Below are 26,250 nucleotides of genomic sequence, written 5' to 3'. Positions count from 1 at the left end.
CTCATACCAGATGGACCCGCCCGTCCAGCACGGTGCCCAGCACAGGCACGTCCTTGAGCTGCTGGGGCGCGACATCGGTCGGGTCCTGCCCCAGAATGGCAAAATCTGCGCGCTTGCCGGTTTCGATGGACCCGATCTCGCTATCCATTTTCAGCGTCGCGGCCGCGCCAAGCGTGATGGCATGCAGCGCCTCGTGTGCCGTAATTTTCTGCGCCTCTCCCAGAACGCGGCCCGACATGGTCTGGCGGTTCGCGGCGCACCATGCGGTGAACAGCGGCCCCATCGGAGTGACCGGCGCATCGGAATGGATGGCCAGCACTACCCCGGCATCCAGCGCCGCGCGGCAGGCATCCATACGCTGTGCCCGGTCCTCACCAATGGTCAGGGCGGCGTGCTGATCCCCGAAATACCACAGATGATTGGCAAACAGGTTCACCGCGAGCCCCAGTTCGGCGCAGCGCCGGAACTGATCCGCCCCCATCATCTGGCCATGTTGCAGCACATGGCGGTTGCCGGGCCATGGATGGGCGCGCATCGCGTCTTCCAGTGCCGCGATGACCACCTCTGATGCCTCGTCGCCATTGACATGGATATGCATCTGAACCCCGGCCTCTTGCATGGCGTGGCACAGCGCGCGGATCTGGTCGGGCGCGGTGTTCCACAGGCCGTTCGGTTGTCCCCCCACATATCCCGGCCATTTCACACGCGCGGTCCAGCCCTGAATGGAGCCGTCTGTCATGAGCTTGACGGCCCCCAGACGCAGCTTTTCAGACGATAGCGTTTTCAATGCGCAGGCCCGTTGCGCGACATCCGCAGCAGTGCCGCCCATCGCCGCAAGGGCGGGCGCCAGACGGACCGGAAAGGAAGCGTCCCCGGTGATCCGCAAGAGCGCCTGTACATCCTCATCGGTCATTTCCGCAAACAGGTCGGTGACCGTTGTCACGCCGCACCGGACCGAGACCCTGCCATAATCGCGGATCGCATCTTCGCGCTGGGTGAGGCTTCGGAAATCAATGCCCAGTCGCCGCATGATCGGGAACATGGCGGCCATTTCCTGCAACTCCCCGCAAGGCAGGCCGTCCGCGCCCTTGATTACTCCATCGACATTGGTGCCCGCGTCGTAGCCCGCCAGCGCAAGACTGGCCGAGTTCACGCACATCAGGTGAAAGTTCGAGAACAGTACAGCAACCGGACGCTCGGTGCTGATCCGGTCAAGATGTTTCTTGTTCAGCCGTTCGCCCTGCAGGAAAATCGGATCAAAGCCCCAGGCGATGAGCGGCTGATCCTCGGGCAATCCGGCGGCATAGCGAGCCAGCCCGTCGATCACGGCATCCAGATCGGTCAACCCCGGCCATAACCGGCCGTCCGGATCAACGCGGTCGTGATACCCGGCATAGGCATATTGCCAGATCGCCCCCGCCATCATATGCGCGTGCCCTTCGACAAAGCCCGGCATGAGAATGTGACCGGCCAGCGACCTGTCATGCCGGACTGTGCCCCACTGATTGGCGCAATCGGCATCGCCCACGGCAAGAATGCGCCCGTCCCGCACAGCAACATGGGTGGCCTCGGGGCGGTTCGGGTCCATGGTCACGATCTTGCGTGCTTCGAATACGGTTATCTCCGACATGTGCCCTCCGGGTCAGTTGGTTGTTTGGGGTGTCCCGCGCGCGGGAATTGGCGCGGTCTTTGCTGTTTCACCCTTCGCCGCTCGCATCGCGTCGACAAACAGGCGCTTGGGTCTTTCCATCCGGTCGGGTTTCCAGATCGCCACGGTTTCCAGCGCGCTGCCGGCCTTGCGGATTGGCAACAATTTGACACCGGCGGGCATGGCTGTTCCAACATTATCGGCCAGTACCGTGATGCCGACGCCCGCTGCGACCAGCCCGAGAATGCCGATTGTCGTGGTCGCCTGCTGAACGATACGGGGGGCGAACCCGTTGCGGTGGCACATCGGCAGGAGATGGGAATAAAACACCTCCCATTCGGCCTCGGTTCCATGCACGAAATCCTCGTTGGCGAGGTCGGAGACATGCACGCTGTCGCGCTGCGCCAGAGGATGGCTGTCATACACGACGCAGGCGAACGCCTCGGTCGACACCGTCAACTGATCATAGCCCGCGTGATTGAACGGCCCCGTCACAAAGCCGATGTCGAGGCGGTCGTCGTCGATATCGCGGAGTTGCTGGATCGACACCTCGTTTCGCATTTCCAGCGCGATATCCGGCTGTGCCTCGCGGAAGGCGCGCAAAAGCAGCGACAGGTTGCCGATGATGGCAAGGTCCGTGTAGCCGATGCGCAGCGAGCCGATCTTGCCCTCGGCGACCTGCCGGGTGTTGTCCACGGCAAATTCGACCGCGCTCAGGATTCTGCGACCATGTTCGAGAAAGGCATGCCCCGCCTTGGTCATTTCAACAAACCGGTTCGACCGTTCGAACAGCACGACGCCAAGATCGTTTTCCAGATCGCGAATGGTCCGGCTCAGGGCCGGTTGCGCAATGCCCAGCCGTTCGGCCGCGCGCCGGAAATGCAATTCCTCGGCGACGGCAACGAAACATCGGATATGTCTCAGATCGAAACGCATGATGCTTGTTTGGTATCAGTTCAAAAGTTTTTGATATTATACAAGCAATATGCCCTGTGCTTACCTCTGGGAACAAAAAAATGAAAAACCCCAACAAGGAGACTGCCCATGACATCGAAAGGCCTGAAATCCGTTGCGCTTGCCTTGGCCGCAATGGCCACATCCGCAACAACGGCCCTTGCGGCTGATGTGACCATGAATGTCGGCTTTGGCGCGCCCGAAGCGTCGATCTATGGCCGGTTCGGCGCGCATTTTGAGCGCCTGGCCGAGGAATACACCGATGGCGAAGTGGACGTGAAGCTGCGCTGTTGCAACCAGATCGCGACCGAGGATGAAGCGTTCAAGGCGATGCAGCTTGGCACGGTGGATGGATTCTTCATCACCGCCAATAACGTATCGCCGCACTGGCCGCTGATGGATGTGACCGTGCTGCCCTATATCTTCCAGAACAAAGAGCACCTTGCACGTGTCCTCGACGGTGAGGTTGGCGCATTCATGAAATCCAAGCTGCAGGCCGATACCAGCGTGCATTTGCTGGCCTTTGGTCCGGCGCTCTACCGCGATTTCTACAATTCGGTCCGTCCAGTCAACACCATGGCGGATATGGAAGGGCTCAAGATCCGGGTTCCCAAGAACGAGGTGATGATCGCGACCTTCGAGGCGTTCGGGGCAAACCCCGTTCCGCTGGCCTGGTCCGAAACGCCAACCGCCCTGCAGACCGGAACGGTCGACGGCGGTGACAACGGCACCTCCTTTATCCGCGACATGAAGTTCTACGAGTTTGAACCGCATCTTGTGATCCTTGAACATTTCGTGGCCTTCTCGCCGCTGTTCGCCTCTGACCACTTCATGAAGCGTCTGAGCGATGAGCACCGCGAAGAGATCACGCGCGCAGCCATCGATGCGGGCATCGCGTGGTCCGAAGAGGTGGCAAGCGAAACCGAGGAAGTGCGCGAATGGCTTGCGACCGAGGGTGGCATGGCGATGACCCGCCCCGACAAGACCGAATTCGTGGCTGCCGCCAAGGGTGTGCAGGACGCCTTTGCCTCTGAACGCAGCGAAGACTTCCGCGATCTTCTGCAAATGATCCGCGACGCGGCTGAATAAGCGCGTGGCGCAGGCCGGGGGCGTGGTTCCCGGCCTGTCACACGCCCCAGAAATGGAATGTCCCGATGACCGGCATTAAATGGCTTGCCCGCCATTTCGAGGAACTGATCTGTTGCACGGCGCTGGTGATCATTGCGATCAGCGTGTTCGCACAGGTCATGGCCCGTTATGTCTTTGAAGTGGCCCTGCACTGGACCGAAGAGGTCGCCGCCGTCAGCATGGTCTGGGCGGTCTATATGGGCGCATCGCTATGCGTGCGCGAACGCTTTCACATCCGCATTGTGGTGGCCGTCAAGGCGCTGCCCGACCGGATGGGGCGGTTCGTGATCTTTGCCGCCGATATCCTGTGGGCCTTGTTCTGTGTGTTCATGCTGCGGATCAGCTGGGATTACCTGACCGTGATGTGGAAATTCCCATCCGTCAGCCCAAGCCTCGGGATCAACCAGTTCTACCCCCAGACCATCCTGTTCATCGGCTACGCCCTGATGTTGATCCGTCTGATCGAGACCTATTGGCACTGGTATCAGGATGGCGCGAATGGCTTGCCCGGCATGCTGGACGAGGAACTGGACGCCACGACCAAGGAACAGGAGCACCCGCTGTGAGCCCGCTTCTGATCCTTGCCATTGCCTTTGTCGTTCTCACGATCATGGGCATTCCGCTTTTTGTCTCGGTCGGGATGACGACGCTTCTGGCGCTCTACCTGATCGACATTCCCTATACGCTGATGGCGCAGACAGGTTATTCCAGCCTGACGCCGTTCCCGCTCCTGACGATCCCGCTTTTCGTGCTGGCTGGCCGATTGATGGAGGTCGGCGGCATGGCCAGCCGGATGATCGGCATCGCCACCACTCTGGTGGGTGCCTATCGCGGCTCGATGGGGCTGGTGACGGTGTTTGCCTGCATGCTCTTTGCGGCGCTCTCCGGCTCTGGCCCGGCAACCACGGCGGCCATCGGATCGGTCACCGTCCCGGCGATGAAGCGCGAAGGCTATGATGTGCCTTTTGCCGCCGCCATCACCGCCAGCGCCGGTGCGCTGGGCAGTCTCATTCCGCCGTCCAACCTTATGATCATTTACGGGTTGGTGTCGGAAACCTCGATCCCGCGCCTGTTCCTTGCGGGGCTCTTGCCCGGACTTATGGTCACGATCCTTCTGATGATCACCACCTATATCATCGCCCGCCGCCGGGGCTATGGCGGCGACGGCGCGGCCTTTACCTGGGCCCCGTTTCTCAAGGCGTTGTGGGATGGCAAATGGTCCATTGGCGCGCCGGTGCTGATCCTCGGCGGTATCTATGGCGGGGCCTTTACGCCCACCGAAGCGGCGGGCGTGGCGGTGTTCTATTCGCTCTTTGTGGGCCTCGTGATCTACCGCGAACTGACCCTGCAAAAGCTGATCGACGCGCTCCGCTTTACCGCGCTGCTGACCGGTATCCTGATCCTGCTGACGCCGACGCTGGCCTTTGGGCAGCTGACCGCGTTCTACGATGTGCCGACTGCGGTGCAGGAGGGCATCACCTCGCTGACCGAGAACCCGTTCCTCGTGCTGTTGCTGATCGCTATCTTCTACATCTTCATCGGCACCTTCATGGAATCGCTGGCACAGATCGTGTTGTTCACCGCTGTGTTCCTGCCGCTGGTCACCTCGCTGGGGATTGATCCGGTCCTGTTTGGCGTGTTCACGGTGATCACCTGCGAAATCGGCTTTCTGACCCCGCCACTGGGCGCGAACCTGACCGTGGCAGCACGCATTTCCGGCATCTCGATCGAGCGGATTTCCGTGGCGGTTCTGCCATTCATCCTCGCCTATATCATCGGCATGATCGTTTTGATCCTGATCCCGGATCTGACGCTGTTCCTGCCAAACTGGGCCTATGGGATCGCCAAGTAAGGAAGGCACCATGTTCGATCTGATCCTCAAGGGCGGCGAAGTGCATGATGGTTGCGGAACCCCGGGCTATATCGGAGATGTCGGCATCGCGGACGGCATGATCACCGAGATCGCGGCGGATATCCCGACCGAGGACGCTGCCCAAGTGATTGACGTATCGGGGCTGGTCGTGTCGCCCGGCTTTATCGACATGCACACCCATTCCGACTTTACCCTTATCGCCGACGGGCGCGCTGAGAGCCAGGTGCATCAGGGCGTCACCACCGAGGTGATCGGCCAATGCGGGATCAGCTGCGCCCCGGTCTTGTCCCATGACGCGATCCGCAAGGTCGCGCCGTGGTACACCGACAAGGCCAGGCACAAGACGTGGCTGGGCTTTGGCGAATATCTCGACGCGCTGGATGAAAGCGCGCTGGGCGTGAATGTCATGGCCTTTGTCGGTCACGGCACGATCCATCGCGCGGTCATGGGCGACGAGCTTGACCCGGGCGAGCCCGAGGACATCGCCAAAATGGCAAAGCTGGTCGATCAATGCATGGAAGAGGGGGCGGGGGGCTTTTCCTCTGGGTTGGAATACTTCCCCGGCAGTCTCGCTGCGCCTGACCATCTGGTGCCCATGTGCGAGGTCGCAGCCAGCCACGGGCGGCTTTATGCGACCCATGTGCGCAATCGCGACACCGAGTATGATCTGGGCTTTGCCGAGGCCATCGCAACCGCCCGCCAATCAGGCACCAAGCTGCAGATCAGCCATATCCAGCCCAAGTTCGGCGCGCCGGATTATGCCATGAACCACACGCTGGAAATGATCGAGCTGGCCCGGCGGCACGATGTCGACATCGCCTTTGACGTGATCCCGCATGACTGGAACCACACGCTGATGGCGGCGATCCTGCCGAAATGGGCGCAGGCGGGCAGCATCGAGGATGTGCTCAAACGCCTCGCCGATCCCGAGATGCGCGAAAAGATCAAGGCCAATCCCAAACCCATGTGGCTGATCGTGAAGGCCGGGAAATGGGAGGATATCGTCCTGCTCAACGCCACGGTGAACAAGGATATCGTGGGCGCGGACTTTGCCGAGATCGGGCGCATGCGCAATTGCCACCCCTATGACGTGGTGCTCGATATCCTTCTGGAAGAGGGTGACAACCTGATGGGCTGCATGTGGTCCTCCAAGAGCTTTCGCGATTCTGACGTGGACCTGTGTCTGGAACAGCCCGAATGCGCGGTGATCTCGGACACCGTGGCCATTGCCAATGACGGGGTGCTCAAAGATCATATCGGATCGCTGTCGGGCTATGGCTGGGCGGCGCGTTTCCTGCAATATTACGTGCGCGACCGGCAGATCCTGTCGCTGCCCGAGGGGCTGCGCAAGATCACGTCTATCCCCGCCAAGCGGCTTGGCTTGCCCGACCGGGGCAAGCTCAAACCGGGCTTCCATGCCGATATTTGCGTCTTTGATCCGGCCAACATCGCCAGCAACGCCACCGCCAAACACCCGCGGCGCTATGCCAGCGGCGTTGCGCATGTGCTGGTGAATGGGCAATTGTCCATGCGGGACGGGCAGCGGACCGATACCAATGCGGGCCGCGTGCTCCGGGAGTTCAACTAGGCGCGAAGCCGTCGGTGCGATCAGCCGCAGAAGACCCGGACGATGGTCCCGCCGTGATCTACGGCAATATTCGTGCGCGACGGGTTGTGGTCCATGGTCATCACGTCATCCGGGCCAATCACGCGCATGGGCGCAGGCACGGCATCCGCGGCTTCGCGTGGCTTGCCCTTGAGGTGGCTCCAGATGCCCGGTGTGCACAGGGGCGCGGCGCTGCCCGGTGAAGCATATGATGCCGGGCCATTCCCCTGCTGGGCTGGCAGGCAGGCGCCAAGTGGAGCAGACACAAGCGCGGCAACAGCCAATCGAACGGGCAGAAACATGGAAAATACTCCGGATACAACATGAAGCCAGTGGCGAGGCAGGCATGGCACGACATGCTATGCTGTGGTGCCATGCCTGCCCAAGGGGAGATTGCGCCATGGGTTCCCCGCAAAATCGTGACTTGGGTTCCGGGAGGGGATTTGGCACGTTGATCGGGATATTCTCAAAGGGACGCGACATGAAGAAAACATTGGCGATCATGGTTGTGCTGGCTGGCACGGGCGCCGCTCTTGCCCATACGGGCGTAAAGAACAAAACCGTGCTTGAGCGTATGGACGGAATGAAGGCGCTGGCCGAACAGGTCAAGGTGCTGGGTGATATGGCCAAGGGCAAAACGGCCTATGACGCGGATCGTGCCGCGGCGGCCAGAACGGCGCTGATCGAAGAGGCGGCCAAGGTCACGGCGGAATTCGAAGCGCCGGAAACCGATCCCAAGTCCGAGGCGTTGCCGGTGATCTGGAGCGATTGGGACGGGTTTGTCTCAGACGCCCGCGCGCTGGAAAACGCGGTTGCCGCGCTCGACACCGGATCGCTCGACGGGGTGCGCGCCGGTCTCGGTGCCGTGGGACAGTCGTGCTCTGGCTGTCACGAAGACTACCGGCTGGACAAGTAATCCCCGGCGGGGGCGGTGGGCAGGACTGCCCACCCTACGCCTGTGCGGCAGTCTTTTTCGGGACGCGATCTGTCGTTGCCGCTCTTGATCCGGCGCGGCCTTTGCCGCAGGGTCGTGGCAAACAAAGCGAACAGGGAGATTGATATGCGTACACGTGCCGCCGTGGCCCTTGAGGCCGGCAAACCGCTGGAAATCATGGAGGTAAATCTCGACGGCCCCAAGGCGGGCGAGGTTCTGGTCGAGATCAAGGCCACCGGGATTTGCCATACCGATGAATTCACCCTGTCGGGCGCGGACCCCGAGGGACTGTTCCCCGCGATCCTTGGCCATGAAGGGGCGGGGGTTGTGCTTGAGGTGGGGCCGGGGGTGAAGAGCCTGAAACCCGGGGATCATGTCATTCCGCTCTACACCGCCGAATGCCGGGAATGCGAATACTGCCTGCATCCCAAGACCAACCTCTGCCAAGCCGTGCGCGCCACGCAGGGCCAGGGCCTGATGCCCGACGGCACCTCGCGCTTTTCGATGCTCGATGGAACGCCGATCCTGCATTACATGGGCTGCTCGACCTTCTCCAATCACACGGTGCTGCCCGAGGTGAGCCTTGCCAAGATCCGGCCCGACGCGCCGTTCGACAAGGTGTGTTATATCGGCTGCGGCGTGACCACCGGCATTGGTGCGGTGATCTATACCGCCAAGGTCGAGATCGGCAGCCGCGCGATTGTCTTTGGTCTGGGCGGTATCGGCCTCAACGTCATTCAGGGGCTGCGGCTGGCCGGGGCGGATCAGATCGTCGGAGTGGACCTGAACCCCGCCAAGAAAGAGATGGCCGAGAAATTCGGCATGACCGATTTCGTCAACCCCTCCGAGGTGGATGGCGATCTGGTCGGGCATCTGGTCGAGCTGACCCGGGGCGGGGCGGATTACACCTTTGACGCCACCGGCAATGTGAACGTCATGCGCGCGGCGCTGGAATCGGCGCATAAGGGCTGGGGTGAATCGATCATTATCGGCGTGGCACCGGCCGGGGCCGAAATCTCGACGCGGCCTTTCCAGCTTGTCACCGGCCGGGTCTGGCGCGGCACGGCCTTTGGCGGCGCGCGGGGGCGGACCGATGTGCCGCAGATCGTCGATTGGTACATGGACGGCAAGATCGAGATCGACCCGATGATCACCCATACGCTGACGCTGGATGAGATCAACAAAGGGTTTGATCTGATGCATGCGGGGGAGTCGATCCGCTCGGTCGTGGTGTATTGAGCGGCGGTGCGCCGTGAAGGCGCACCCTACGCTACGGGAGGTTCTATGAGCCAGGTAAGCGGCGTCGCGGGAGCGGCGCCGTTTCATTTTGCAGGATTACTCTGGCCAGCCGACCTTGGCGAGTTGCGCTTCAAGACGCGCTCTGACCTCTGGGACACTGGCTAGATCGACCGGGAAATCCTTGGCGCTGCGAATGCCGAATCTCTGCTCGGCGCGCCTCATCTCCGTCCTGGCGCGGTCAAGCTGCCCGAACTCCACGAAACAACCCGCGCGGACCAGCCGGTCTTCGGGGAAGCCGCCAACATCTAGGAAAGGTCGGGCTGCGGCACAATCGTCACGCACATAGTGGTAGTAGGCCGCTTCCGAATAGAAATACGGCATCGGGCGCAGATTGAGCGGTTCGGCCAGTTCCAGCAGCCGCCCGGCTTCCTCCAAGGCCCCGAGGCGTGTCAAATAGTTGACCGAGCGCATCAGCCCCTCAACATCCGACGGAAAGTTCTCTGCCAGTTCTCGTGTAGTTGCAATGACTGTCTGCGTTTCGAAGTTTTCAGAGGCCTGAGACGCAAGCAGCCACAAGCCGTGGCGATAGCCGATCAGCGGCAGGGCGGGATCGGCAAGCCCTTCGTTCAGGATACGCCGGATTTCCTCGAAATCGAAGGGACCGGCGGCGCAGGACATCTGGTTGCACAATGTGCGCCCCCAGCCCAATTTGATCTTCAGGTGACCTGACCCGGGACAGCGGGCAAGACCTTCGTTCCAGATCGCCAGCGCACGGACCATCGCGTCGGGGGAGAATTCATAAAAAATCGAATGTCTGCGCAGGTAATAATCATACTCGTCGAGCGTGGTTGCCGCTTGTGACCAGGATTTGCGCTGCTCTTCGGCCCGGATTTCGCCGGTATTGCCGACAAGGCTTTGTTCGATCCGCCGGATGATACCGTCATGGATGGCCAGGATATCGTTACCGGTTTCGTCATATTGATCTGCCCAGAGATTGTGCCCCGTGGTCCCGTCGACAAGCTGCGCCGTTGCGCGCAGGGTGTCGTCGATCCGCCGGATCGAGCCTTCCCGAATGTACTGGGACCCTGTGCGCCGGGCAATCTCGCGGGCATCCAGATTGCCGCCCTTGAAGCTCATCGCCGTGCTGCGATTAACGATTTGCTATTCTTCCCAGCGGGACAGGCCCGTGATCAGATCCTCGGTCATGCCATCGGCAAAATGCGCCAGATCGCCGTTCGGCGACAGGTCTTCTAAGGGCAGGACAATGATCGACGGATCGGTCTGTCCGGACAGTTTGGCGGGGCCGGTCTTCAGCGGGTTCAAGGCTGCGAAACCGGTGATCAGCAAAAGTACAAGGGCACCGACCCAAGCGATGCGGCGGTTGGGCAGAGGGGGGCGAGTTGCCGCAGATTGCGGGGGGTCTGCGACCACGAGTTGGTAGCCGGTTTTCGGGATGGTGCGCAGCGTGGTGCGTTTGCTGTCACCGATTGCCTTGCGGATATCGGCGATGCATTGGGTCAGGCTGTCATCGGTGACGGACAACCCCGGCCAGACAGCGTCAAACAGATCGTCCTTGGACACAGGCCGGTTCGGATGGGCGGCCAGAACCGCGAGCACCTGCGCTGATTGCGCGCGCAGCGTGCAGTTTTTGCCGTCCTCCGTTGTCAGTACGCCGGTCCTCAGGCCAAATCTCAGTTGACGGGCTCCAATTGTAACAATTTGATTTTCATTAATTAATTCGGATTTCATTTTTCTTCAGAACTTTTCGAGCCCGGTTTCAGGACATTTGAGGCCACTCCAAGCGACGGTTCGGACAAGGCAAGTGTAGCAGAAAAACACAACCCTTTGCCGATTTCTGAGCTTTCCCAAGGAGGACATTATGAAGACGCTTATCCTTTCCGCCGTAACCTTCGCCGCTGTCTGGAGCACCGAGGCGCAAGCCGATACCTGGAGCTGGGCCCCTATCCGCGATGGCAATACGTTGAACGCGCATCTGGCGCGGTGCGATTTCGCGCGTCCGGCTCCCCTGCGCGTCTTCGCCATGATTGAAGCGCTTCAGGAGGGGGGCGCCGAACCCAACGGATCCTGACGTCGCGCACCGCGCTACCTTCCATGCATGGCGCAAGCGGTCTATTCTTTGACGTTGCCTCCGTCGTGCCCGAATTGCACCGCTGGCAGGACGTGTCGGCATGCAGAGGAAAGTGAAGAGCATGGTCGTTGAGATGCGCGTGGCGCAACGGGGCGTTGACGAGGATCTGATCTGGGAGATTCTGAAACCGGCGGTCGAGGCCGGGGATACCTTCTGCGCCCCGCCTGACGGGGGCAAAACCGGCGCGCTGGCCTATTTCTGGCCTGATACGGCGCAGGTCTGGATTGCCGAGGACGCGGGGCAAGCGCTCGGTTGCTGGTATCTGCGTCCCAACCAGACCGGCAATGGCGCGCATATCTGCAACGCAGGCTATTGCACCAAGCCACAGGCGCGCGGGCGCGGCGTGGCACGCGCGATGCTGGCCGCCTCGCTGGAGGAGGCCCGGCGGCAGGGTTACCGCGGGATGCAGTATAATTTCGTCGTGGCCACCAACTCTCGCGCCATCGAGACATGGCGGCGCGCGGAGTTCGACATCGTCGGGCGCCTGCCCGGCGCGTTTCATCATCCGGTCGAGGGATATGTCGACGCGCTGGTGATGTTTCGCGCTTTGGTTTGACCTTCTGCAGTGCGGCGGTCATGGTGAGGCATGACTGATATACCCAAGCTCCTGGCCGTGCTGATTGACGCGGACAACACCTCTCCGAAATACACCAAGGCGATCTTTGACGAGATTGCGACGCTGGGCGAAGCCTCGGTGCGCCGCTGTTACGGTGATTTCTCGTCCCAGCAGATGGCCGGCTGGTCCCGGGTGCAAGCCGAGTTTGGCCTTGTCCCGCATCACCAGCCCGCCAATACCGTGGGCAAGAACGCCAGTGATATCGCGCTGGTGATCGACGCGATGGACCTGATGCATTCCGGTCGCTTCGACGGCTTTGTGCTGGTCAGCTCCGACAGCGATTTCACCCGCCTCGCCAGCCGTATCCGTGAACAGGGGCTGGATGTGTTTGGCATGGGCATGCAGAAAACGCCCGATGCCTTCCGCAAGGCCTGCAAGCGATTCATTTTCCTTGAAAATATCGGCGGTGAACCAGAGACTCGCAAGAAGGCCAGCGGCAAATCGCTGGAAGAGGCGCGCAACCTGATCTTCACGGCGATGGATGGGATCGAACAAGAGGACGAGTGGTACACGCTGGGCCAGATTGGCCAGTTCATCACCGCCGCCAACCCGGATTTCGACACGCGCAGCTACGGCAAGCGTAAACTGAGCGATCTGGTGGCCGATCTGAAAGTGTTTGAGACCAAGAAAGGTGCGGGCAACCAGTTGCTGCTGCGCCGGATCGACTGATCTGCGATGCGCCTAGTCCGCGCCGGCAAGATCGCTGAGGATCGGACAGTCGGGGCGATCATCCCCGTGACAGGCGTGCACCAGTTCTGACAGGGTTTCGCGCATGGATTTGAGCTGTGCGATCTTGTCGTCGATTGCGGCCAGATGCTCTTGCGCCACGGCCTTGACCTGCGCGCTTTCGCGGCTTTCATCCTCATACAGACCCAGCAAAGTGCGACAATCGTCGATTGAAAACCCGAGCGCGCGGGCGCGGCCCAGAAAGCTCAGCTTGTGGATGTCGGACTCCCGGAAGGCTCGGTAGCCATTGGAACTGCGCAGCGGGCGGACAAGCCCGATCTCTTCGTAGTAGCGGATGGTTTTCGCAGGCAGGCCAGACCGTTGGGCCACTTCTCCAATGTTCATCACATTCTCCTATTCTGCGGGCTGGGTGACGCTTTGGCTCAAGTCGGGCCGTGTCGGTTTGCGTTCATCCATGGCCGGTTTGATGCCGCGCAGGCGCAGCGCGTTGCTCAGGACCGAAACCGACGATAGTGCCATCGCTCCGGCGGCAAAGACCGGCGACAAAAGGACCCCAAGTGCAGGATAGAGAACTCCGGCAGCCACCGGGATCAGCGCGATATTGTAGCCAAAGGCCCAGCCAAGGTTCTGGCGGATATTGCTCATCGTGCGGCGCGACACCTCGACCGCGTTTACCACGCCGCGCAGGTCCCCGGACATAAGCACCACATCGGCGCTTTCAATCGCAACATCGGTGCCGGTGCCGATGGCAATGCCCACATCTGCATGGGCCAGCGCCGGGGCGTCATTAATGCCGTCCCCTACAAAGGCCAGCTTGCGCCCGCCCGCGCGCAGATCATCCAGCGCTGCGACCTTGCCATCGGGCAACACGCCCGCGATCACGTGGTCGATGCCGGTTTCGCGGGCGATGGCCTGCGCCGTTTCGCGTTTGTCGCCAGTGATCATCGCCACGTCCAAACCGCGCGCCTTGAGCGCAGCTATGGCAGCGCGGCTGGAGGCTTTGACCGGGTCGGCCACGGCGATCACGGCGGCGATCCGGCCGTCAATGGCCGCGAAGAGCGTAGTACGCCCTTTCTCGGCCAATGCGCGTTCCTGACCGGCCAGAACGTCGGTAGCAATGTCTTCGCGGGTCATGAACCGGTCCGCGCCCACCAGCACCTCGCGCCCATCCACCAAAGCGGCCACGCCATGCCCGGTGACGGAACGGAACTCGGTCGCCTTGGGGATGCTCAGCCCCTCATCGCGCGCGCCGCGCAGGATGGCCTCGGCAATCGGGTGTTCCGAACGCGCCTCGACAGCGGCAATTGCGGCCAGCACCTCACCCCGCTCAAACCCGTCCGCCAGCACCAGATCGGTCAGCGCCGGTTGCCCTTCGGTCACGGTGCCGGTCTTGTCCAGCGCGATCACATCCACCTCGGACAGCGCCTGCAGCGCATCACCCTTGCGGAACAGCACGCCCATTTCCGCCGCGCGCCCGGTGCCCACCATGATCGAGGTGGGCGTGGCCAGCCCCATGGCACAGGGGCAGGCGATGATCAGCACCGACACCCCGGCGACCAGTGCCAGCGTCAATGCCGGATCGGGACCGATCAGCAGCCAGACAACAACCGTAAGCAAGGCCATGGCCATCACCGCCGGGACAAACCACAGCGTCACGCGGTCCACCAACCCTTGGATGGGCAGTTTCGCGCCCTGCGCTTCTTCGACCATGCGGATGATCCGCGCCAGCGTGGTGTCGGCCCCCACATGGGTCACGCGGAAGCTCAGGCTGCCGCTGCCATTCACCGTGCCGCCAGTGACGGTATCGCCGGTCGATTTCGATACTGGCGCGGGCTCACCGGTGATCATGCTTTCGTCCACATTGGACGTGCCCTCGGTCACTTCACCATCCACCGGGATACGTTCGCCGGGGCGCACCAGTACAAGATCGCCTACCGCCAGCGCGTCGATCTCGACCTCGGCGCTTTTCCCGTCGCGCAGCACCGTGGCGGTCTGAGCCTGCAGACCCAGAAGCGACTGGATCGCCGCGCCGGTGCGGCCCTTGGCTCGCGCCTCCAGCCAGCGGCCCACGAGGATCAGCACCACGATCACGGCGGCGGCTTCGAAATAGACCGCGCGCACGCCCTCGGGCAGCAGTCCGGGCAGGAAGGTGGCAATAACGGAATAGATCCACGCAGCCCCCGTGCCCACGGCGACAAGGCTGTTCATATCCGGCGCGGCCTTGAAAAGCGCCGGGAGACCCTTGGTATAAAACGCCCGGCCCGGCCCGATCAACACCAACGTGGTGAGCAGGAACTGGATGATCCATGAGGTCTGGGTGCCGATGGTCCGCTCGATCAGCATATGCACGCCGGGGATCAGATGCGATCCCATTTCCATGGCGAACACCGGCAGCGCGAGCGCGGCGGCGATGAGGGCGCGGCGCTTGATTTCCTGTGCCTCTTCCTCTTTTCGCTCTGCCCGGTTTTGCGTGGCGTCGGCGGTCGCGATCTCGGCGGGATATCCTGCCCTGGTCGCGGCTGCGGCGATCTCGTTTGGTGTTACCGCTCCGTCAAGGAAATCGACCTGCGCGCTTTCCGAGGCGAGGTTGACCGAGACATTCACCACCCCGGGCAGCGCCGCCAGCGCCTTGTCCACGCGCCCCACGCAGGAGGCACAGGACATGGATGCCACAGTCAGCGTGACATGGCCCAGCCGCGCCGGATAGCCCAACTTGTCCAGCGTTTTCACGACGTCCGAAAGGATATGAGGGTCCGTCAATTTCACTTGCGCCGTTTCGGACGCGAGGTTGACCGCCACGTCACTCACGCCCTCCAGCGCCGCCAGCGCTTTGTCCACGCGCCCCACGCAGGAGGCACAGGACATGCCTTCTATGGACAGGGTGATCTTGGTCTGGTCGGTCATGGTACAGTCCGTTGTTTGCGATTCTTGATCTGTATAAGGCTTCCAGTCACTGGAAGCGCAAGGGGGTGCTGCGATTTTGTCGTCTTGACCGCCCGGGGCCATGCCCGTTGATATGAGACCGTAACAGGAAAGGGTGAGCCATGAGATTTCACGTGCCGGATATGAGCTGCGGTCACTGCACGGCTGCGATTACGGACAGTATCAAAACTCTGGATGCCGGGGCCGAGGTGGTGGCCGATCTGGACACGCGCATCGTGACGGTCACGTCATCGCAGCCCGAGGACCGGGTGCGCGACGCAATTTCCGTTGCCGGATACAACGTGTCCTCCGACTGAGATACGGCGATCACACGCCGTAGCGCGCCATGAACGTGTCGACGGCACCCGTGATGACACGCGTGATTTCCTCGGGGCGGAAGCTGCGCGTCACGTTGAAAATCAGCCGCGGCCAGAGATCGGCCTTGCACAATTCGCCGAACTGATCGGCAGCAAGATCGAAATCCTCGATCTGCAATTCGCCGCGCCCCATCGACGCCTGAAGATATTCCACCAGCGCCTTGTGCATCACGGCAGGACCGGAATTGTAGAACTGCCGCCCCAGATCGGGAAAGCGGTCGCCTTCGGCCACACAGATGCGGAAAATCGACTGGCCGAAATCCGACAGGATAAAGCCCAGAAAATGCCGCCCGACCTGTTCCAGCACCATGCGCGGCGGGCCGGACATGTCGATATCATGTTGTGCCTGATCGGACTGGCGACAGCATTCATTGGCCGCGACCTCAAGGAACAGCAACCGTTTGTCGGGGAAATAGCTGTAAAGCGTGGCCTTGGACACACCCGCCTCGCGGGCGATGTCGTCGACAGAGGCCCCTTCGAACCCATGCGCCAGAAACACGGTGCGCGCGCCGTCCAGAACCTGGTCGAACTTGCGTCCCCGGCGCACCTGTGGCGGCGCGTCAGGTGTGTCGATTTTCGCCGTTGCGCCCATCCGGGATCCTCCCTTTGAAAGGGAAGTATAGACCGGACGGTTCAGTTCGGGCAAGCCGCCCGGCTTATTCACATGGATTGGTCGTCGGTTGCGTGGCGACGCATCCCTGCGTTGACACATTGCCCGACGAGTCCGGGAAGCTCAGCGAAGGCATGTCGATGGTCGGTCCAAAGGCAGCGGCAGGGCCGGCAATCAGGGACAGGGCGATCAGAGCGGGGGCAAGACGGTGCATGTCGAATCCTTTCTCAACAGGGGGTTCGGAACTATCTAAACTATACGGTTCACTTTGCAAGATAAAAGTGAACTAAGTGGTTTAGTTGCTGCACTTGCTAAATCATTTTACCGGTATAAGTTTAGAACCGTTATAAAGAGGTGACCTATGAGATTTCTCACACAGCGGCGGCGTTTCTCGGATCTCAGCGAGCAGGAAGTGCTGGCCCTTGCGATTTCCTCGGAAGAGGACGATGCGCAGATCTACCGCATGTATGCCGAGCGGCTGCGCGAGGACTTCCCGGATTCGGCCAGTGTTTTTGACGGCATGGCCGAGGAAGAGGACGGTCACCGCCAGCGCCTGATCGAGCTGCACCGCGCGCGCTTTGGCGATGTGATCCCGCTGATCCGGCGTGAACATGTCGCCGGGTACTATGCGCGGCGTCCCGTCTGGCTGGTGGAAAATCTGGGACTTGAACGCATCCGGTCCGAGGCCGCGGCAATGGAGCGAGATGCGGAACGGTTTTACCTTGAAGCCGCCAAGCGCACGAGCGATGCGGATACGCGCAAGCTTTTGGGCGATCTGGCGGCGGCGGAGGCCGGTCACCAGAACAGCGCAGAACGGCTTGAGGAAAAGCACCTCGATGGCGATGCGCGCGACGACGAGGAAGAGACAGCCAAGCGGCAATTCGTGCTGACATGGGTGCAGCCGGGTCTTGCCGGTCTCATGGATGGGTCGGTGTCCACACTGGCCCCGATCTTTGCCACGGCTTTCGCGACACAGGACACATGGACCACCTTTCTCGTCGGGCTTGCCGCCTCGGTCGGTGCCGGTATTTCGATGGGGTTCACCGAAGCGGCCTCGGATGACGGTCAGCTCTCCGGGCGGGGCTCACCGGTCAAACGCGGCATCGCCTCGGGCGTGATGACCACGCTGGGCGGTCTGGGCCATGCGCTGCCGTACCTTATCCCGGATTTCTGGACCGCGACAACGATTGCCATCCTGATCGTCTTTGTCGAACTTTGGGCGATTGCCTGGATCCAGAACAAGTTCATGGAAACTCCGATGCTGCGCGCCGCGTTTCAGGTGGTGCTGGGCGGTGCGCTGGTCTTTGCGGCAGGTGTGCTGATCGGGTCCGGCTAGGGGATGGTGCGCCGTGATGGCGCACCCTATGGAGGCAGGTAAATGGGCTGGTGGGAGTTCATCGCAGCATATGCCGCGTTTTTCCTGAGCCATGCGGTGCCCGTCCGTCCCCGGACCAAGGGCCGGATCGCGGCATTGGTGAGGCGGGGCGGGTTTACGCTGGCCTATTCGGCCCTGTCAATTGCGGTGCTGGCGTGGTTGATCAGCGCGGCGGGGCGCGCGCCTTTTGTGCCGCTCTGGGACTGGGCGCCGTGGCATCCGCATCTGGTGCTGACCCTGATGCTTGCGGTCAGCCTGATCGTTGCGCTGACTCTGGGGCGGCCCAACCCGTTTTCCTTTGGCGGACCGGATGCGGGCTTTGATCCAACGCATCCCGGAATCCTGCGCTTCATGCGCCATCCGCTGTTGGTGGCTTTAGCGCTCTGGGCGGGGGCACATATGCTGGCCAATGGCGATCTGGCGCATGTGATCCTGTTCGGCGGCTTCGCGGGTTTTGCCATCCTCGGCCAATTTCTGATCGACCGACGCCGTAGACGCCAGATGGGCGGCATTTGGGACGCCGCCCGCGCGGCACTGCGTGATGCGCCGTGGCTGCACGCGCCGTGCCGCTGGCCCGAGCTTGTTTTCCGCGTTGCGGCGGGTATCTCGGCTTTTTATGCGCTGATCATGCTGCATCCGCATCTTTTCGGGGTGTCGCCCCTGCCGTGACAATTGACGCCACCGATGCCCATGCTATCGGTGTCCCATGCTGGAAATCTTTCTGAAAACTCTGCCCTTTTTCGCCATTATCGGCCTCGGCTACTGGGCCGGGCGGGCAAGGTTCTTTTCAGAAGAGGCGACGGCCTATCTCACCAAATTCGTATTCTACTTTGCGCTCTCGGCCATGCTGTTCCGCTTCTCGGCCAATCTGTCCATGGCGGAAATCTGGGATGGCTGGCTTGTCGCGGCCTATCTGTGGGGCACGGCCTTTGTCTATGGCATTGCCACGATGATCGGCTTTCTGCGCGGTCTGGATGTCGAAACCAATGCGGTCGAAGCGCAGGTGGCGGTGATCGGCAATACCGGCTTTCTCGGCGTCCCGATGTTTGTGCTGCTCTTCGGTCCCGAGGCGATTGGCCCGGTCATGCTGGTTCTGGCGGTGGACCTGATCGTGTTCTCGTCGCTTATCGTGATCCTGATCACCGGCTCGCGAGATGGGCGCATGTCGCTGGGTGTCTTGCGCACGGTTGGGATGGGTCTGGTCAAGAACCCGATGATCGTCTCCATCGTGTTGGGCCTAGCCTGGGCCTCAACGGGGTGGGATTTGCCCGTTTCCGTCAACGAATTCGTGACCATCCTGGGCGGGGCGGCCACGCCCGGGGCGCTCTTTGCCATCGGCGCGTCGCTGGCCAGTAAATCGGCGGAGCGGGTCTATATCGCGGGCTACCTGTCGTTCTGCAAGCTGGTCTTGCACCCGGTCTTCGTGGCGATTGCCGCGTTGCTCCTGTTCCCGGTGGATGCGTTCACCGCCACGATCATCGTCTCGGCGGCAGCGCTGCCGGTGGCAGGCAATGTTTACATCCTTGCCCAGCATTACGGGGTGGCCCCGCATCGGGTGTCTGCGGCAATCCTGATATCCACCGCGATCAGCATTGTGACCCTGCCGATCGTGATTGCCTGGATGACCGGGGCCTAGACGCGGGGTTGACAGCGGCGCGCCTGGTCCGTCTTCTCGTGCCAAATACGCCCGCCGAAGGCCATAAAAACAGATTAGGGAGAGACCATGGAAATCCAATCCGACAACCGCGCCTTTGGCGGACGACAAATCGTGGCAAGCCACCCGTCCGAGGCCTGCGGATGCGACATGACCTTTGGCCTTTACCTGCCGCCGCAGGCCGAGGAGGGACCGGTGCCGCTGATCTGGTATCTGTCGGGCCTGACCTGCACCCATGAAAACGCCATGACCAAGGCCGCAGCGCAGGGCTGGTGCGCCGAATATGGCGTCGCCATGGTTTTTCCCGACACCTCACCGCGTGGGGCGGATGTGGCCAATGACGACGCCTATGACCTCGGGCAGGGGGCGGGATTCTATGTGAACGCGACCCAAGCCCCCTGGGCACCGCATTTCCAGATGGAAAGCTATATCGCCGATGAACTGCCCCGCGTGCTGTTCAACAATTTCCCGCTGGACGAGACGTTGCAGTCGATCTGCGGCCATTCAATGGGCGGGCATGGCGCACTGACGCTGGCGATGAAACACCCGGGCCGCTTTGCATCCGTGTCGGCCTTTGCCCCGATCTGCAATCCCAGCCAGAGCGACTGGGGCCGCAAACAGTTCACCGCCTATCTGGGCGAGGACGCGGATTGGGAAGCGCATGACGCCACCTGCCTGATGCGCAAAGGTGGCATCGACGCGCCGGTGCTGATTGATACCGGCACCGATGATCAGTTCGGCGATCTTTTGATGACCGAGGAGTTGGCCGGGGCCATGTCGGAAAAACGCGTGGAACATAGCCTGCGCATGCAAAAGGGCTACGATCACAGCTATTTCTTCATCTCCAGTTTCATGGAAGATCACGTGGCCTTCCATGCCGAGGCGCTCTGGCGGTAATACGGCTCAAGGCCGGGGGATGTGATGGCGATCTATGTCGATGCAGATGCCTGCCCGGTCAAACCCGAGGTCGAAAAAGTTGCTACCCGCCACCGCGCGCAGGTCTTTGTCGTCTCCAATGGTGGGCTGCGCCCGTCGCAGAACCCTCTGATCGAGACCGTGATCGTCCCGGAAGGCCCCGACGTGGCCGATATGTGGATCGCCGACCGCGCCGGCCCCGGTGACGTTGTGGTGACCGGCGATATCCCCTTGGTCGCCAAATGCGTTGAGGCCGGCGCGCGTGCTCTGCGCCATAATGGCGAGGCCTTCACCCCGGCCAATATCGGCCAGCAGTTGGCGATGCGCGACCTGATGGCCGATCTGCGCTCGGCTGATCCGTTCCGCCAGGGCGGTGGCAAGGCGTTTTCCAAAGCGGATCGGTCGCGGTTCCTTGATGCGTTGGAACGAGAATTGCGTGCGGCGGGCAGATAGGCAGTGGTCAAAATGATCGACGGGGAATGCCGTCGTCTGGATCACGCGCCCTCATGTGCCTTTTGCCGCGCTACGATGTGGTCCATCGCAACGCTCAGCACCTGTGTCCCGTCCTGATTATAGGTTCGATAGCGGAACCGGATCGTGCCCCGGTCAGGTTTTGAGCGCGAGGGCGTGACCGCCTCGACCGTGACGCGCACACGGATCGTGTCTCCGGCATTGACGGGCGCGTGCCACCGCACTTCGTCCATCCCATGGCCGCCTATATTGGTGCCGTTCAGAACGCTCGTATCGCGAAAAAGCCGGAAGGTCAGCGCGAGGGTTTGAAACCCACTGGCGATCAGCCCCCCGAAAATCGAATTCTTGGCGTCAACCGCGTCCATGTGAAACGGTTGCGGATCGTAAAGCAGTGCGAAGTCGATGATCCCGCTCTCGGTGAGCGTGACCCCGTTGGTTTCAAAAATGTCCCCGACGGAAAAATCGTCGAAATGCTTGCCGATGCTCATGCTGCGAGCCTACGTCAGCGGGGCCGGACCGGTCAATTACAGCCTTGGCGGTCGCGCGCAAAAGCGGGCGTATTCCGCCAGATAGTGCGTATTCGCACAAAAGCCTTGCGAAAGCTCGGAATTCGCAGAAACGACTTTGCGCCCTATCTTCCTGCTGACGCAGAAAGGAGACTGCCCATGTCCTGGAACCCGACGCTTGATCCTCATTGCCCGACCGGCGACGCCATTGATGCCATCGACACCCTGATCATTCCGCGCGCCCGCGATATCGGAGGGTTCGAGGTGCGCCGTGCGCTGCCGTCTGCCAAACGCCAGATGGTCGGCCCCTTCATCTTCTTTGACCAGATGGGCCCGGCCGAGTTCCTCACCGGACAGGGCATCGACGTGCGCCCCCATCCTCATATCGGGCTGGGCACTGTCACCTATCTGCTCAAGGGCAAGATCCACCACCGTGACAGTCTTGGCACCGATCAATGGATCGAACCGGGCGCGGTGAACTGGATGGAGGCCGGTCACGGCATCACCCATTCCGAACGGGTGGACGGCGAGGCGCGCAAACAGCCCCACAGCCTCTTTGGTCTGCAAACCTGGCTGGCGCTGCCCAAGGATCAGGAAGACAACCCGGCGCGCTTTGTGCATGCTGCAAAATCCGCCCTGCCGATGATCGAGGGCGAGGGCAAAGAGGTGCGTCTGATCATGGGTGATCTCTATGGCGAACGCGCCCCCGTGGCCACGCCCTCGCGCATGTTCTACGCCGATGCGGTCCTGCAACCCGGCGCGCGCCTGCCGCTGCCCGACGATCACGAGGACCGCGGCGTCTATGTGCTGCAGGGCGAAGTCACAGTGTCGGGCGAGAGCTACGCGCAAGGCCGGATGCTGGTTTTCCGCCCCGGCGACGGGCTGGCCGTGACCGCAGGCGCGCAGGGTGCGCGCGTCATGCTGCTGGGCGGGGACACGATGGAGGGCGAGCGCTTTATCTGGTGGAACTTTGTCGCGTCGTCCCGCGAACGGATCGAGGCCGCGAAAGAGGCCTGGCGGATGGGCGACTGGCAGAACGGCCGCTTCCAGCTGCCGCCCGGCGATGATCAGGAATTCATTCCGCTGCCGGGTTGACGGGAGCGGGCGCATGCGTTTCGCAAGGCCGGACCAGAGCATTAACACGTGACTTCAGGGTACTCAGGAGAGGGACATCATGACCAAAACCGTGCCAATCATCGCCGCAAAGAAACCGGCCAAGATCGATCTGGAAGAAGGAAAAACCTATTTCTGGTGCCGGTGTGGGCTGTCCAAATCGCAACCGTTTTGCGACGGCTCGCACGCGGGCACCGATGTGACGCCGCTCAAATTCACCGCGGACAAGACCGAAAGCGCCGTGCTCTGCCAATGCAAATCGACGGCGAATGGCCCGTTTTGCGACGGCACCCATGCGGGGTTGGCCGGGCTTGAGGTTGGCGACCTGGCGCCAAGCCCGAAACCCGACATTCCCACCGCCAACCCGACCCCCGAAGAGCCGACCGTGGCCCGCATCCATGAACTCGCCCGTGACGGCCTGTCGAAACTGGGCCATCACGGCGAAATGGGGGCCATGGGGGTCCCGCGCAAGGACCTGCCCCATTGGGACGATATCCAGATCCTGCCCGCACAGATGGCGCGCAAACCCCTGCTGGACGAGGCTTCGGTTGACACGTCCGTCACAATTGGTCCGCGTGCGGCCCGGCCCCTGCAGCTGGATATTCCGCTCTTTGTATCTGACATGAGCTTTGGTGCGCTCTCCGAAGAAGCCAAGACAGCACTGGCGCGCGGGGCAGAGATGGCTGGCACCGGGATATGTTCCGGAGAAGGCGGGATGCTGCCCGAGGAACAGGCCGAGAATAGCCGCTATTTCTATGAGCTGGCCTCGGCCCGGTTCGGCTGGGACATTGATCTCGTGTCCCGCGTGCAGGCCTTCCATTTCAAAGGTGGTCAGGGGGCCAAGACCGGCACGGGCGGGCATCTGCCCGGAGACAAGGTGGAGGACAAGATCGCCGAGGTGCGCGGGCTGGAGCCGGGGCAATCTGCGATCTCGCCCGCGACCTTCCCCGATCTTGAAACTCCGGCTGATTTCAAACGTATCGCCGATCAGGTGCGCGAACGCTCCGGCGGTATTCCCATCGGGTTCAAACTCTCAGCCAACCATATCGAGGAGGATATCGACTTTGCGCTGGAAGCCAGCGCCGATTACATCATTCTCGACGGGCGGGGCGGCGGCACCGGGGCCGCGCCACTGATCTTCCGTGACCATATCTCAGTCCCGACGATCCCGGCACTGGCCCGTGCACGGGCGCATCTGGACGCCAAGACCGGCCGCGAGGTTACCCTGGTCATCACCGGCGGGCTGCGCGTCGCCGAGGATTTTACCAAGGCCATGGCGCTTGGCGCGGATGCGGTCGCGATCAGCAATTCGGCCATGCAGGCGGTTGGCTGTATCGCCGCGCGCATGTGCAATTCCAACAATTGCCCGGTCGGTGTCGCGACCCAGAAACCCGAGCTGCGCAAGCGGCTGGACGTGCAGACGGGGGCTGAGCGACTGGCGCGGTATTTCGGGGCCAGCGTGGAACTCATGCAGGTTCTGGCGCGGGCCTGCGGTCATCACGCGCTGAGAGATCTGAGCCAACGCGACCTGACAACGTGGAAACGGGAGATGGCTGATCTCAGCGGCGTGCGCTTTGCCGGGGTCGGGCGCTGAAGGTCGGGGGGGGCGCGTCCGAGCATGAATCGGCTCGGGAATAGCCTCCGTTTGGGTTCGGGATCAAAGGCGGGTCTGCGGGACGGAACGGCTATTGCCCGCGCGCGGTGAAACAGCCCTCAAAACCTGCCCGCTTATCCCAGCGCGTCCCGGATCGCCTTCATATTCGCGCCGTAAACCTCGGGCTTGTCCACAGATCCGCCCCGGAACACAGCCGATCCCGCGACCAAAACATCGGCCCCGGCTTCAACCACCAACGGCGCGGTGGTCGGGTCCACGCCACCATCGATCTGGATGTGGATCTCGCGGTCGCCGATCATCTCGCGCACCTTGCGGACCTTGGCGGTCATGTCGATGAATTTCTGCCCGCCAAAGCCCGGGTTCACGGTCATGACCAGCACCATGTCGGCCAGATCAAGACAATCCGCCACGGCCTCCGCCGGTGTCCCCGGATTCAGCGCCACACCGGCCTTCATCCCCGCGCCGCGAATGGCCTGCAGCGTGCGGTGAATATGCGGGCCGGCCTCCACATGGGCGGTCAGCATATCGGCCCCCGCCTCGGCATAGGCGTCGATATAGGGATCCACCGGCGCAATCATCAGATGCACATCCATGAAGGTTTTCACATGCGGGCGGAACGCTTTGACCGCAGGTGGGCCAAAGGTCAGGTTCGGCACGAAATGCCCGTCCATTACATCCACATGCACCCAATCCGCGCCCTGATCCTCGATGGCGCGGATCTCCTGTCCGAAATTGGCGAAATCGGCAGAGAGGATAGAGGGGGCGATCTTGACGGAACGATCAAAGGGCATGTGGCATCTCCTGAGCTATGCCCGCCTCATACGCGGGCGAAACGCTCAGGTCCAGTCACCCGTCGGACCAACAGGGCATGAGGTCGCCGGACGCGGGCCGCGCATGGTAAATCCCCCGCGCAATCGCCCGGCTGAGGCAGGTCGCCGCCGCATGACAAATCTCCTGTATCTGCCAGTCGGGCGCGCCCATCTCCACATGCCCGGTCGCCCCGGCAAAGACCAGATCGCCATCCATCGGCGTATGGGCAGGCACAATCGCCCGCCCGATCCCGTCATGCGCTGCGGTGGCCATGCGCTGGCACTGCGCCTTGCTCAGGCGCGCGTCGGTCGCCACAATGGCAATCGTCGTATTGCCCTGCGCCGCCATGGCCGCCAGCTTCCGGCTCTGGCGCAGGTCGCGCTGAGCGGGCGCGGGGTCCGGCCCCAACCCGCCAAACTCGCCATCTATCTCAAACGCACTGGCCCAGAAATGCCGCTCTCCCGGCGTGGTCACGCAGCCCACCGGGTTGGCCGCGACCAGCGCCCCCACGGTGATCCCGCCCTCCAATACCACAGAGGCCGAGCCAAGCCCGCCCTTGAGCATCGCCGTCGTGGCCCCCGTGCCTGCTCCTTGCGTCCCAAGCGCAAAATCCAGCGTTGCCGCATCCAGCGCCGCACGCCCCAAAGCGGGGTAGGGATTTTCCGCCCAGCCCTTGTCCCCGCCATTGAGCAGATCAAACAGGATCGCCGCAGGCACCAGCGGCACACGAGCCGGGCCCACCGCAAAGCCGCGCCCCTGCTCTGCCAGCGCGTCCATCACGCCCTGCGCCGCCGCCAGCCCAAAAGCCGATCCGCCCGACAAGACCAGCGCATCCACCGAAGGCGCGCTCTTGTCCGGGGCTAGCAAATCCGTCTCCCGCGTCCCCGGCGCGCCCCCCATCACCGCGTAAGAACAGGTGAACGGGGCCTCACCCAAAAGCACCGTGGTGCCGGATTTCAGCGCATCATCCCGCGCATTTCCCACGCAAAGGCCCGCAACATCAGTGATCAGGTTGCGGGGGCCGGGCTTCAAATTCATCGGGGTCTCC

29 protein-coding genes are annotated in these 26,250 nt (G+C 62.2%); 17 read left to right on the top strand and 12 right to left on the bottom strand.

Annotation, left to right across the window (positions count from 1 at the left end):
- Position 1: 1 nt before the first annotated feature.
- The gene (locus PGB28_RS12970; RefSeq protein ID WP_271421935.1) at positions 2-1,630 is read right to left on the bottom strand and encodes an amidohydrolase; all 1,629 of its coding nucleotides are present in this window, start codon (positions 1,628-1,630) and stop codon (positions 2-4) included.
- Positions 1,631-1,642: 12 nt separating this feature from the next.
- A complete protein-coding gene (locus PGB28_RS12965) occupies positions 1,643-2,584 on the bottom strand; it encodes a LysR substrate-binding domain-containing protein (RefSeq protein WP_271421934.1) in 942 nt (313 codons plus the stop codon).
- Positions 2,585-2,692: 108 nt separating this feature from the next.
- Here PGB28_RS12965 and PGB28_RS12960 point away from each other — a divergent pair, with 108 nt between their 5' ends.
- From PGB28_RS12960 to PGB28_RS12945, 4 genes are all read left to right on the top strand, one after another.
- The gene (locus PGB28_RS12960; RefSeq protein ID WP_271421933.1) at positions 2,693-3,691 is read left to right on the top strand and encodes a TRAP transporter substrate-binding protein; all 999 of its coding nucleotides are present in this window, start codon (positions 2,693-2,695) and stop codon (positions 3,689-3,691) included.
- A 65-nt stretch (positions 3,692-3,756) separates the two neighbouring features.
- Entirely contained in the window at positions 3,757-4,296 is a 540-nt protein-coding gene (locus tag PGB28_RS12955) for a TRAP transporter small permease (protein ID WP_271421932.1), read from the top strand.
- Entirely contained in the window at positions 4,293-5,582 is a 1,290-nt protein-coding gene (locus PGB28_RS12950) for a TRAP transporter large permease (RefSeq protein WP_271421931.1), read from the top strand. The genes PGB28_RS12955 and PGB28_RS12950 overlap by 4 nt, the downstream gene beginning before the upstream one ends.
- A 10-nt stretch (positions 5,583-5,592) precedes the next feature.
- Positions 5,593-7,191, top strand: coding sequence for an N-acyl-D-amino-acid deacylase family protein (locus PGB28_RS12945; RefSeq protein WP_271421930.1), 1,599 nt, complete (start codon positions 5,593-5,595; stop codon positions 7,189-7,191).
- 20 nt (positions 7,192-7,211) lie between these two features.
- Here the strand turns inward: PGB28_RS12945 and PGB28_RS12940 are convergent, their stop codons facing one another.
- On the bottom strand, positions 7,212-7,511 hold the full coding sequence (locus PGB28_RS12940; protein WP_271421929.1) for an I78 family peptidase inhibitor: 300 nt from the start codon (positions 7,509-7,511) through the stop codon (positions 7,212-7,214).
- A 179-nt stretch (positions 7,512-7,690) separates the two neighbouring features.
- On the opposite strand from PGB28_RS12940, the gene PGB28_RS12935 reads away from it, so the two are divergent.
- Positions 7,691-8,125 (top strand): c-type cytochrome, encoded by a 435-nt coding sequence (locus PGB28_RS12935; protein ID WP_271421928.1) that lies wholly within the window; start codon positions 7,691-7,693, stop codon positions 8,123-8,125.
- A 144-nt stretch (positions 8,126-8,269) separates the two neighbouring features.
- On the top strand, positions 8,270-9,382 hold the full coding sequence (locus tag PGB28_RS12930; RefSeq protein ID WP_271421927.1) for an S-(hydroxymethyl)glutathione dehydrogenase/class III alcohol dehydrogenase: 1,113 nt from the start codon (positions 8,270-8,272) through the stop codon (positions 9,380-9,382).
- Positions 9,383-9,478: 96 nt separating this feature from the next.
- Here PGB28_RS12930 and PGB28_RS12925 read toward each other — a convergent pair whose 3' ends face one another.
- On the bottom strand, positions 9,479-10,519 hold the full coding sequence (locus PGB28_RS12925; protein WP_271421926.1) for a hypothetical protein: 1,041 nt from the start codon (positions 10,517-10,519) through the stop codon (positions 9,479-9,481).
- A gap of 24 nt (positions 10,520-10,543) precedes the next feature.
- Positions 10,544-11,131 carry a winged helix-turn-helix domain-containing protein gene (locus PGB28_RS12920; protein WP_271421925.1) on the bottom strand — a complete coding sequence of 196 codons (588 nt, stop codon included), beginning with the start codon at positions 11,129-11,131 and terminating at the stop codon, positions 10,544-10,546.
- Positions 11,132-11,261: 130 nt separating this feature from the next.
- Here PGB28_RS12920 and PGB28_RS12915 point away from each other — a divergent pair, with 130 nt between their 5' ends.
- The 3 genes from PGB28_RS12915 to PGB28_RS12905 all read left to right on the top strand — a co-directional run bounded on the left by PGB28_RS12915 (position 11,262) and on the right by PGB28_RS12905 (position 12,816).
- Entirely contained in the window at positions 11,262-11,471 is a 210-nt protein-coding gene (locus tag PGB28_RS12915; protein ID WP_271421924.1) for a hypothetical protein, read from the top strand.
- 100 nt (positions 11,472-11,571) lie between these two features.
- Positions 11,572-12,087 (top strand): GNAT family N-acetyltransferase, encoded by a 516-nt coding sequence (locus PGB28_RS12910; protein ID WP_271421923.1) that lies wholly within the window; start codon positions 11,572-11,574, stop codon positions 12,085-12,087.
- Between the two features lie 30 nt (positions 12,088-12,117).
- Entirely contained in the window at positions 12,118-12,816 is a 699-nt protein-coding gene (locus PGB28_RS12905; protein WP_271421922.1) for an NYN domain-containing protein, read from the top strand.
- A 12-nt stretch (positions 12,817-12,828) separates the two neighbouring features.
- Here the strand turns inward: PGB28_RS12905 and cueR are convergent, their stop codons facing one another.
- Positions 12,829-13,218 (bottom strand): Cu(I)-responsive transcriptional regulator, encoded by a 390-nt coding sequence (gene cueR, locus PGB28_RS12900; protein ID WP_271421921.1) that lies wholly within the window; start codon positions 13,216-13,218, stop codon positions 12,829-12,831.
- A 9-nt stretch (positions 13,219-13,227) separates the two neighbouring features.
- Positions 13,228-15,738, bottom strand: coding sequence for a heavy metal translocating P-type ATPase (locus PGB28_RS12895; RefSeq protein ID WP_271421920.1), 2,511 nt, complete (start codon positions 15,736-15,738; stop codon positions 13,228-13,230).
- Positions 15,739-15,878: 140 nt separating this feature from the next.
- Here PGB28_RS12895 and PGB28_RS12890 point away from each other — a divergent pair, with 140 nt between their 5' ends.
- Positions 15,879-16,073, top strand: coding sequence for a heavy-metal-associated domain-containing protein (locus tag PGB28_RS12890; protein WP_271421919.1), 195 nt, complete (start codon positions 15,879-15,881; stop codon positions 16,071-16,073).
- 10 nt (positions 16,074-16,083) lie between these two features.
- On the opposite strand, the gene PGB28_RS12885 is transcribed toward PGB28_RS12890, so the two are convergent.
- Together PGB28_RS12885 and PGB28_RS12880 are read right to left on the bottom strand one after the other, a co-directional pair.
- Positions 16,084-16,725 (bottom strand): TetR/AcrR family transcriptional regulator, encoded by a 642-nt coding sequence (locus tag PGB28_RS12885; RefSeq protein ID WP_271421918.1) that lies wholly within the window; start codon positions 16,723-16,725, stop codon positions 16,084-16,086.
- Positions 16,726-16,789: 64 nt separating this feature from the next.
- Positions 16,790-16,957 (bottom strand): hypothetical protein, encoded by a 168-nt coding sequence (locus PGB28_RS12880; RefSeq protein WP_271421917.1) that lies wholly within the window; start codon positions 16,955-16,957, stop codon positions 16,790-16,792.
- 147 nt (positions 16,958-17,104) lie between these two features.
- Between PGB28_RS12880 and mbfA the strand changes: the two genes are divergently transcribed.
- The 5 genes from mbfA (at position 17,105) to PGB28_RS12855 (ending at position 21,140) form a co-directional block, all read left to right on the top strand.
- Complete coding sequence (gene mbfA / locus PGB28_RS12875; protein WP_271421916.1) at positions 17,105-18,079, top strand: iron exporter MbfA; 975 nt, start codon at positions 17,105-17,107, stop codon at positions 18,077-18,079.
- A 42-nt stretch (positions 18,080-18,121) separates the two neighbouring features.
- Positions 18,122-18,787 carry an NnrU family protein gene (locus PGB28_RS12870; protein ID WP_271421915.1) on the top strand — a complete coding sequence of 222 codons (666 nt, stop codon included), beginning with the start codon at positions 18,122-18,124 and terminating at the stop codon, positions 18,785-18,787.
- 37 nt (positions 18,788-18,824) lie between these two features.
- A complete protein-coding gene (locus tag PGB28_RS12865) occupies positions 18,825-19,754 on the top strand; it encodes an AEC family transporter (RefSeq protein WP_271421914.1) in 930 nt (309 codons plus the stop codon).
- 87 nt (positions 19,755-19,841) lie between these two features.
- Positions 19,842-20,669: an S-formylglutathione hydrolase gene (gene fghA / locus PGB28_RS12860; RefSeq protein ID WP_271421913.1), complete on the top strand. Its 828-nt coding sequence runs from the start codon at positions 19,842-19,844 to the stop codon at positions 20,667-20,669.
- 24 nt (positions 20,670-20,693) lie between these two features.
- Positions 20,694-21,140, top strand: coding sequence for a YaiI/YqxD family protein (locus tag PGB28_RS12855; protein WP_271421912.1), 447 nt, complete (start codon positions 20,694-20,696; stop codon positions 21,138-21,140).
- Between the two features lie 41 nt (positions 21,141-21,181).
- Here the strand turns inward: PGB28_RS12855 and PGB28_RS12850 are convergent, their stop codons facing one another.
- Positions 21,182-21,646, bottom strand: a complete 465-nt coding sequence (locus PGB28_RS12850; RefSeq protein ID WP_271421911.1) for a MaoC family dehydratase — start codon at positions 21,644-21,646, stop codon at positions 21,182-21,184.
- Between the two features lie 177 nt (positions 21,647-21,823).
- Here PGB28_RS12850 and PGB28_RS12845 point away from each other — a divergent pair, with 177 nt between their 5' ends.
- Positions 21,824-22,759, top strand: coding sequence for a pirin family protein (locus tag PGB28_RS12845; protein WP_271421910.1), 936 nt, complete (start codon positions 21,824-21,826; stop codon positions 22,757-22,759).
- 79 nt (positions 22,760-22,838) lie between these two features.
- Positions 22,839-24,371, top strand: coding sequence for a glutamate synthase-related protein (locus PGB28_RS12840; RefSeq protein ID WP_271421909.1), 1,533 nt, complete (start codon positions 22,839-22,841; stop codon positions 24,369-24,371).
- 134 nt (positions 24,372-24,505) lie between these two features.
- Here PGB28_RS12840 and rpe read toward each other — a convergent pair whose 3' ends face one another.
- Both rpe and PGB28_RS12830 read right to left on the bottom strand, forming a co-directional pair.
- A complete protein-coding gene (gene rpe, locus PGB28_RS12835) occupies positions 24,506-25,183 on the bottom strand; it encodes a ribulose-phosphate 3-epimerase (protein WP_271421908.1) in 678 nt (225 codons plus the stop codon).
- A 55-nt stretch (positions 25,184-25,238) separates the two neighbouring features.
- Positions 25,239-26,234, bottom strand: a complete 996-nt coding sequence (locus tag PGB28_RS12830) for a P1 family peptidase (protein ID WP_271421952.1) — start codon at positions 26,232-26,234, stop codon at positions 25,239-25,241.
- Between the last annotated feature and the right edge of the window lie 16 nt (positions 26,235-26,250).

The sequence above is a fragment of the Primorskyibacter aestuariivivens genome (assembly GCF_028023675.1).
In the GTDB taxonomy this organism is placed as follows: Bacteria; Pseudomonadota; Alphaproteobacteria; order Rhodobacterales; family Rhodobacteraceae; genus Marinovum; species Marinovum aestuariivivens.
Note: the sequence above shows the minus strand (reverse complement) of the source record. Positions and strands in the feature narration are given on the sequence as shown.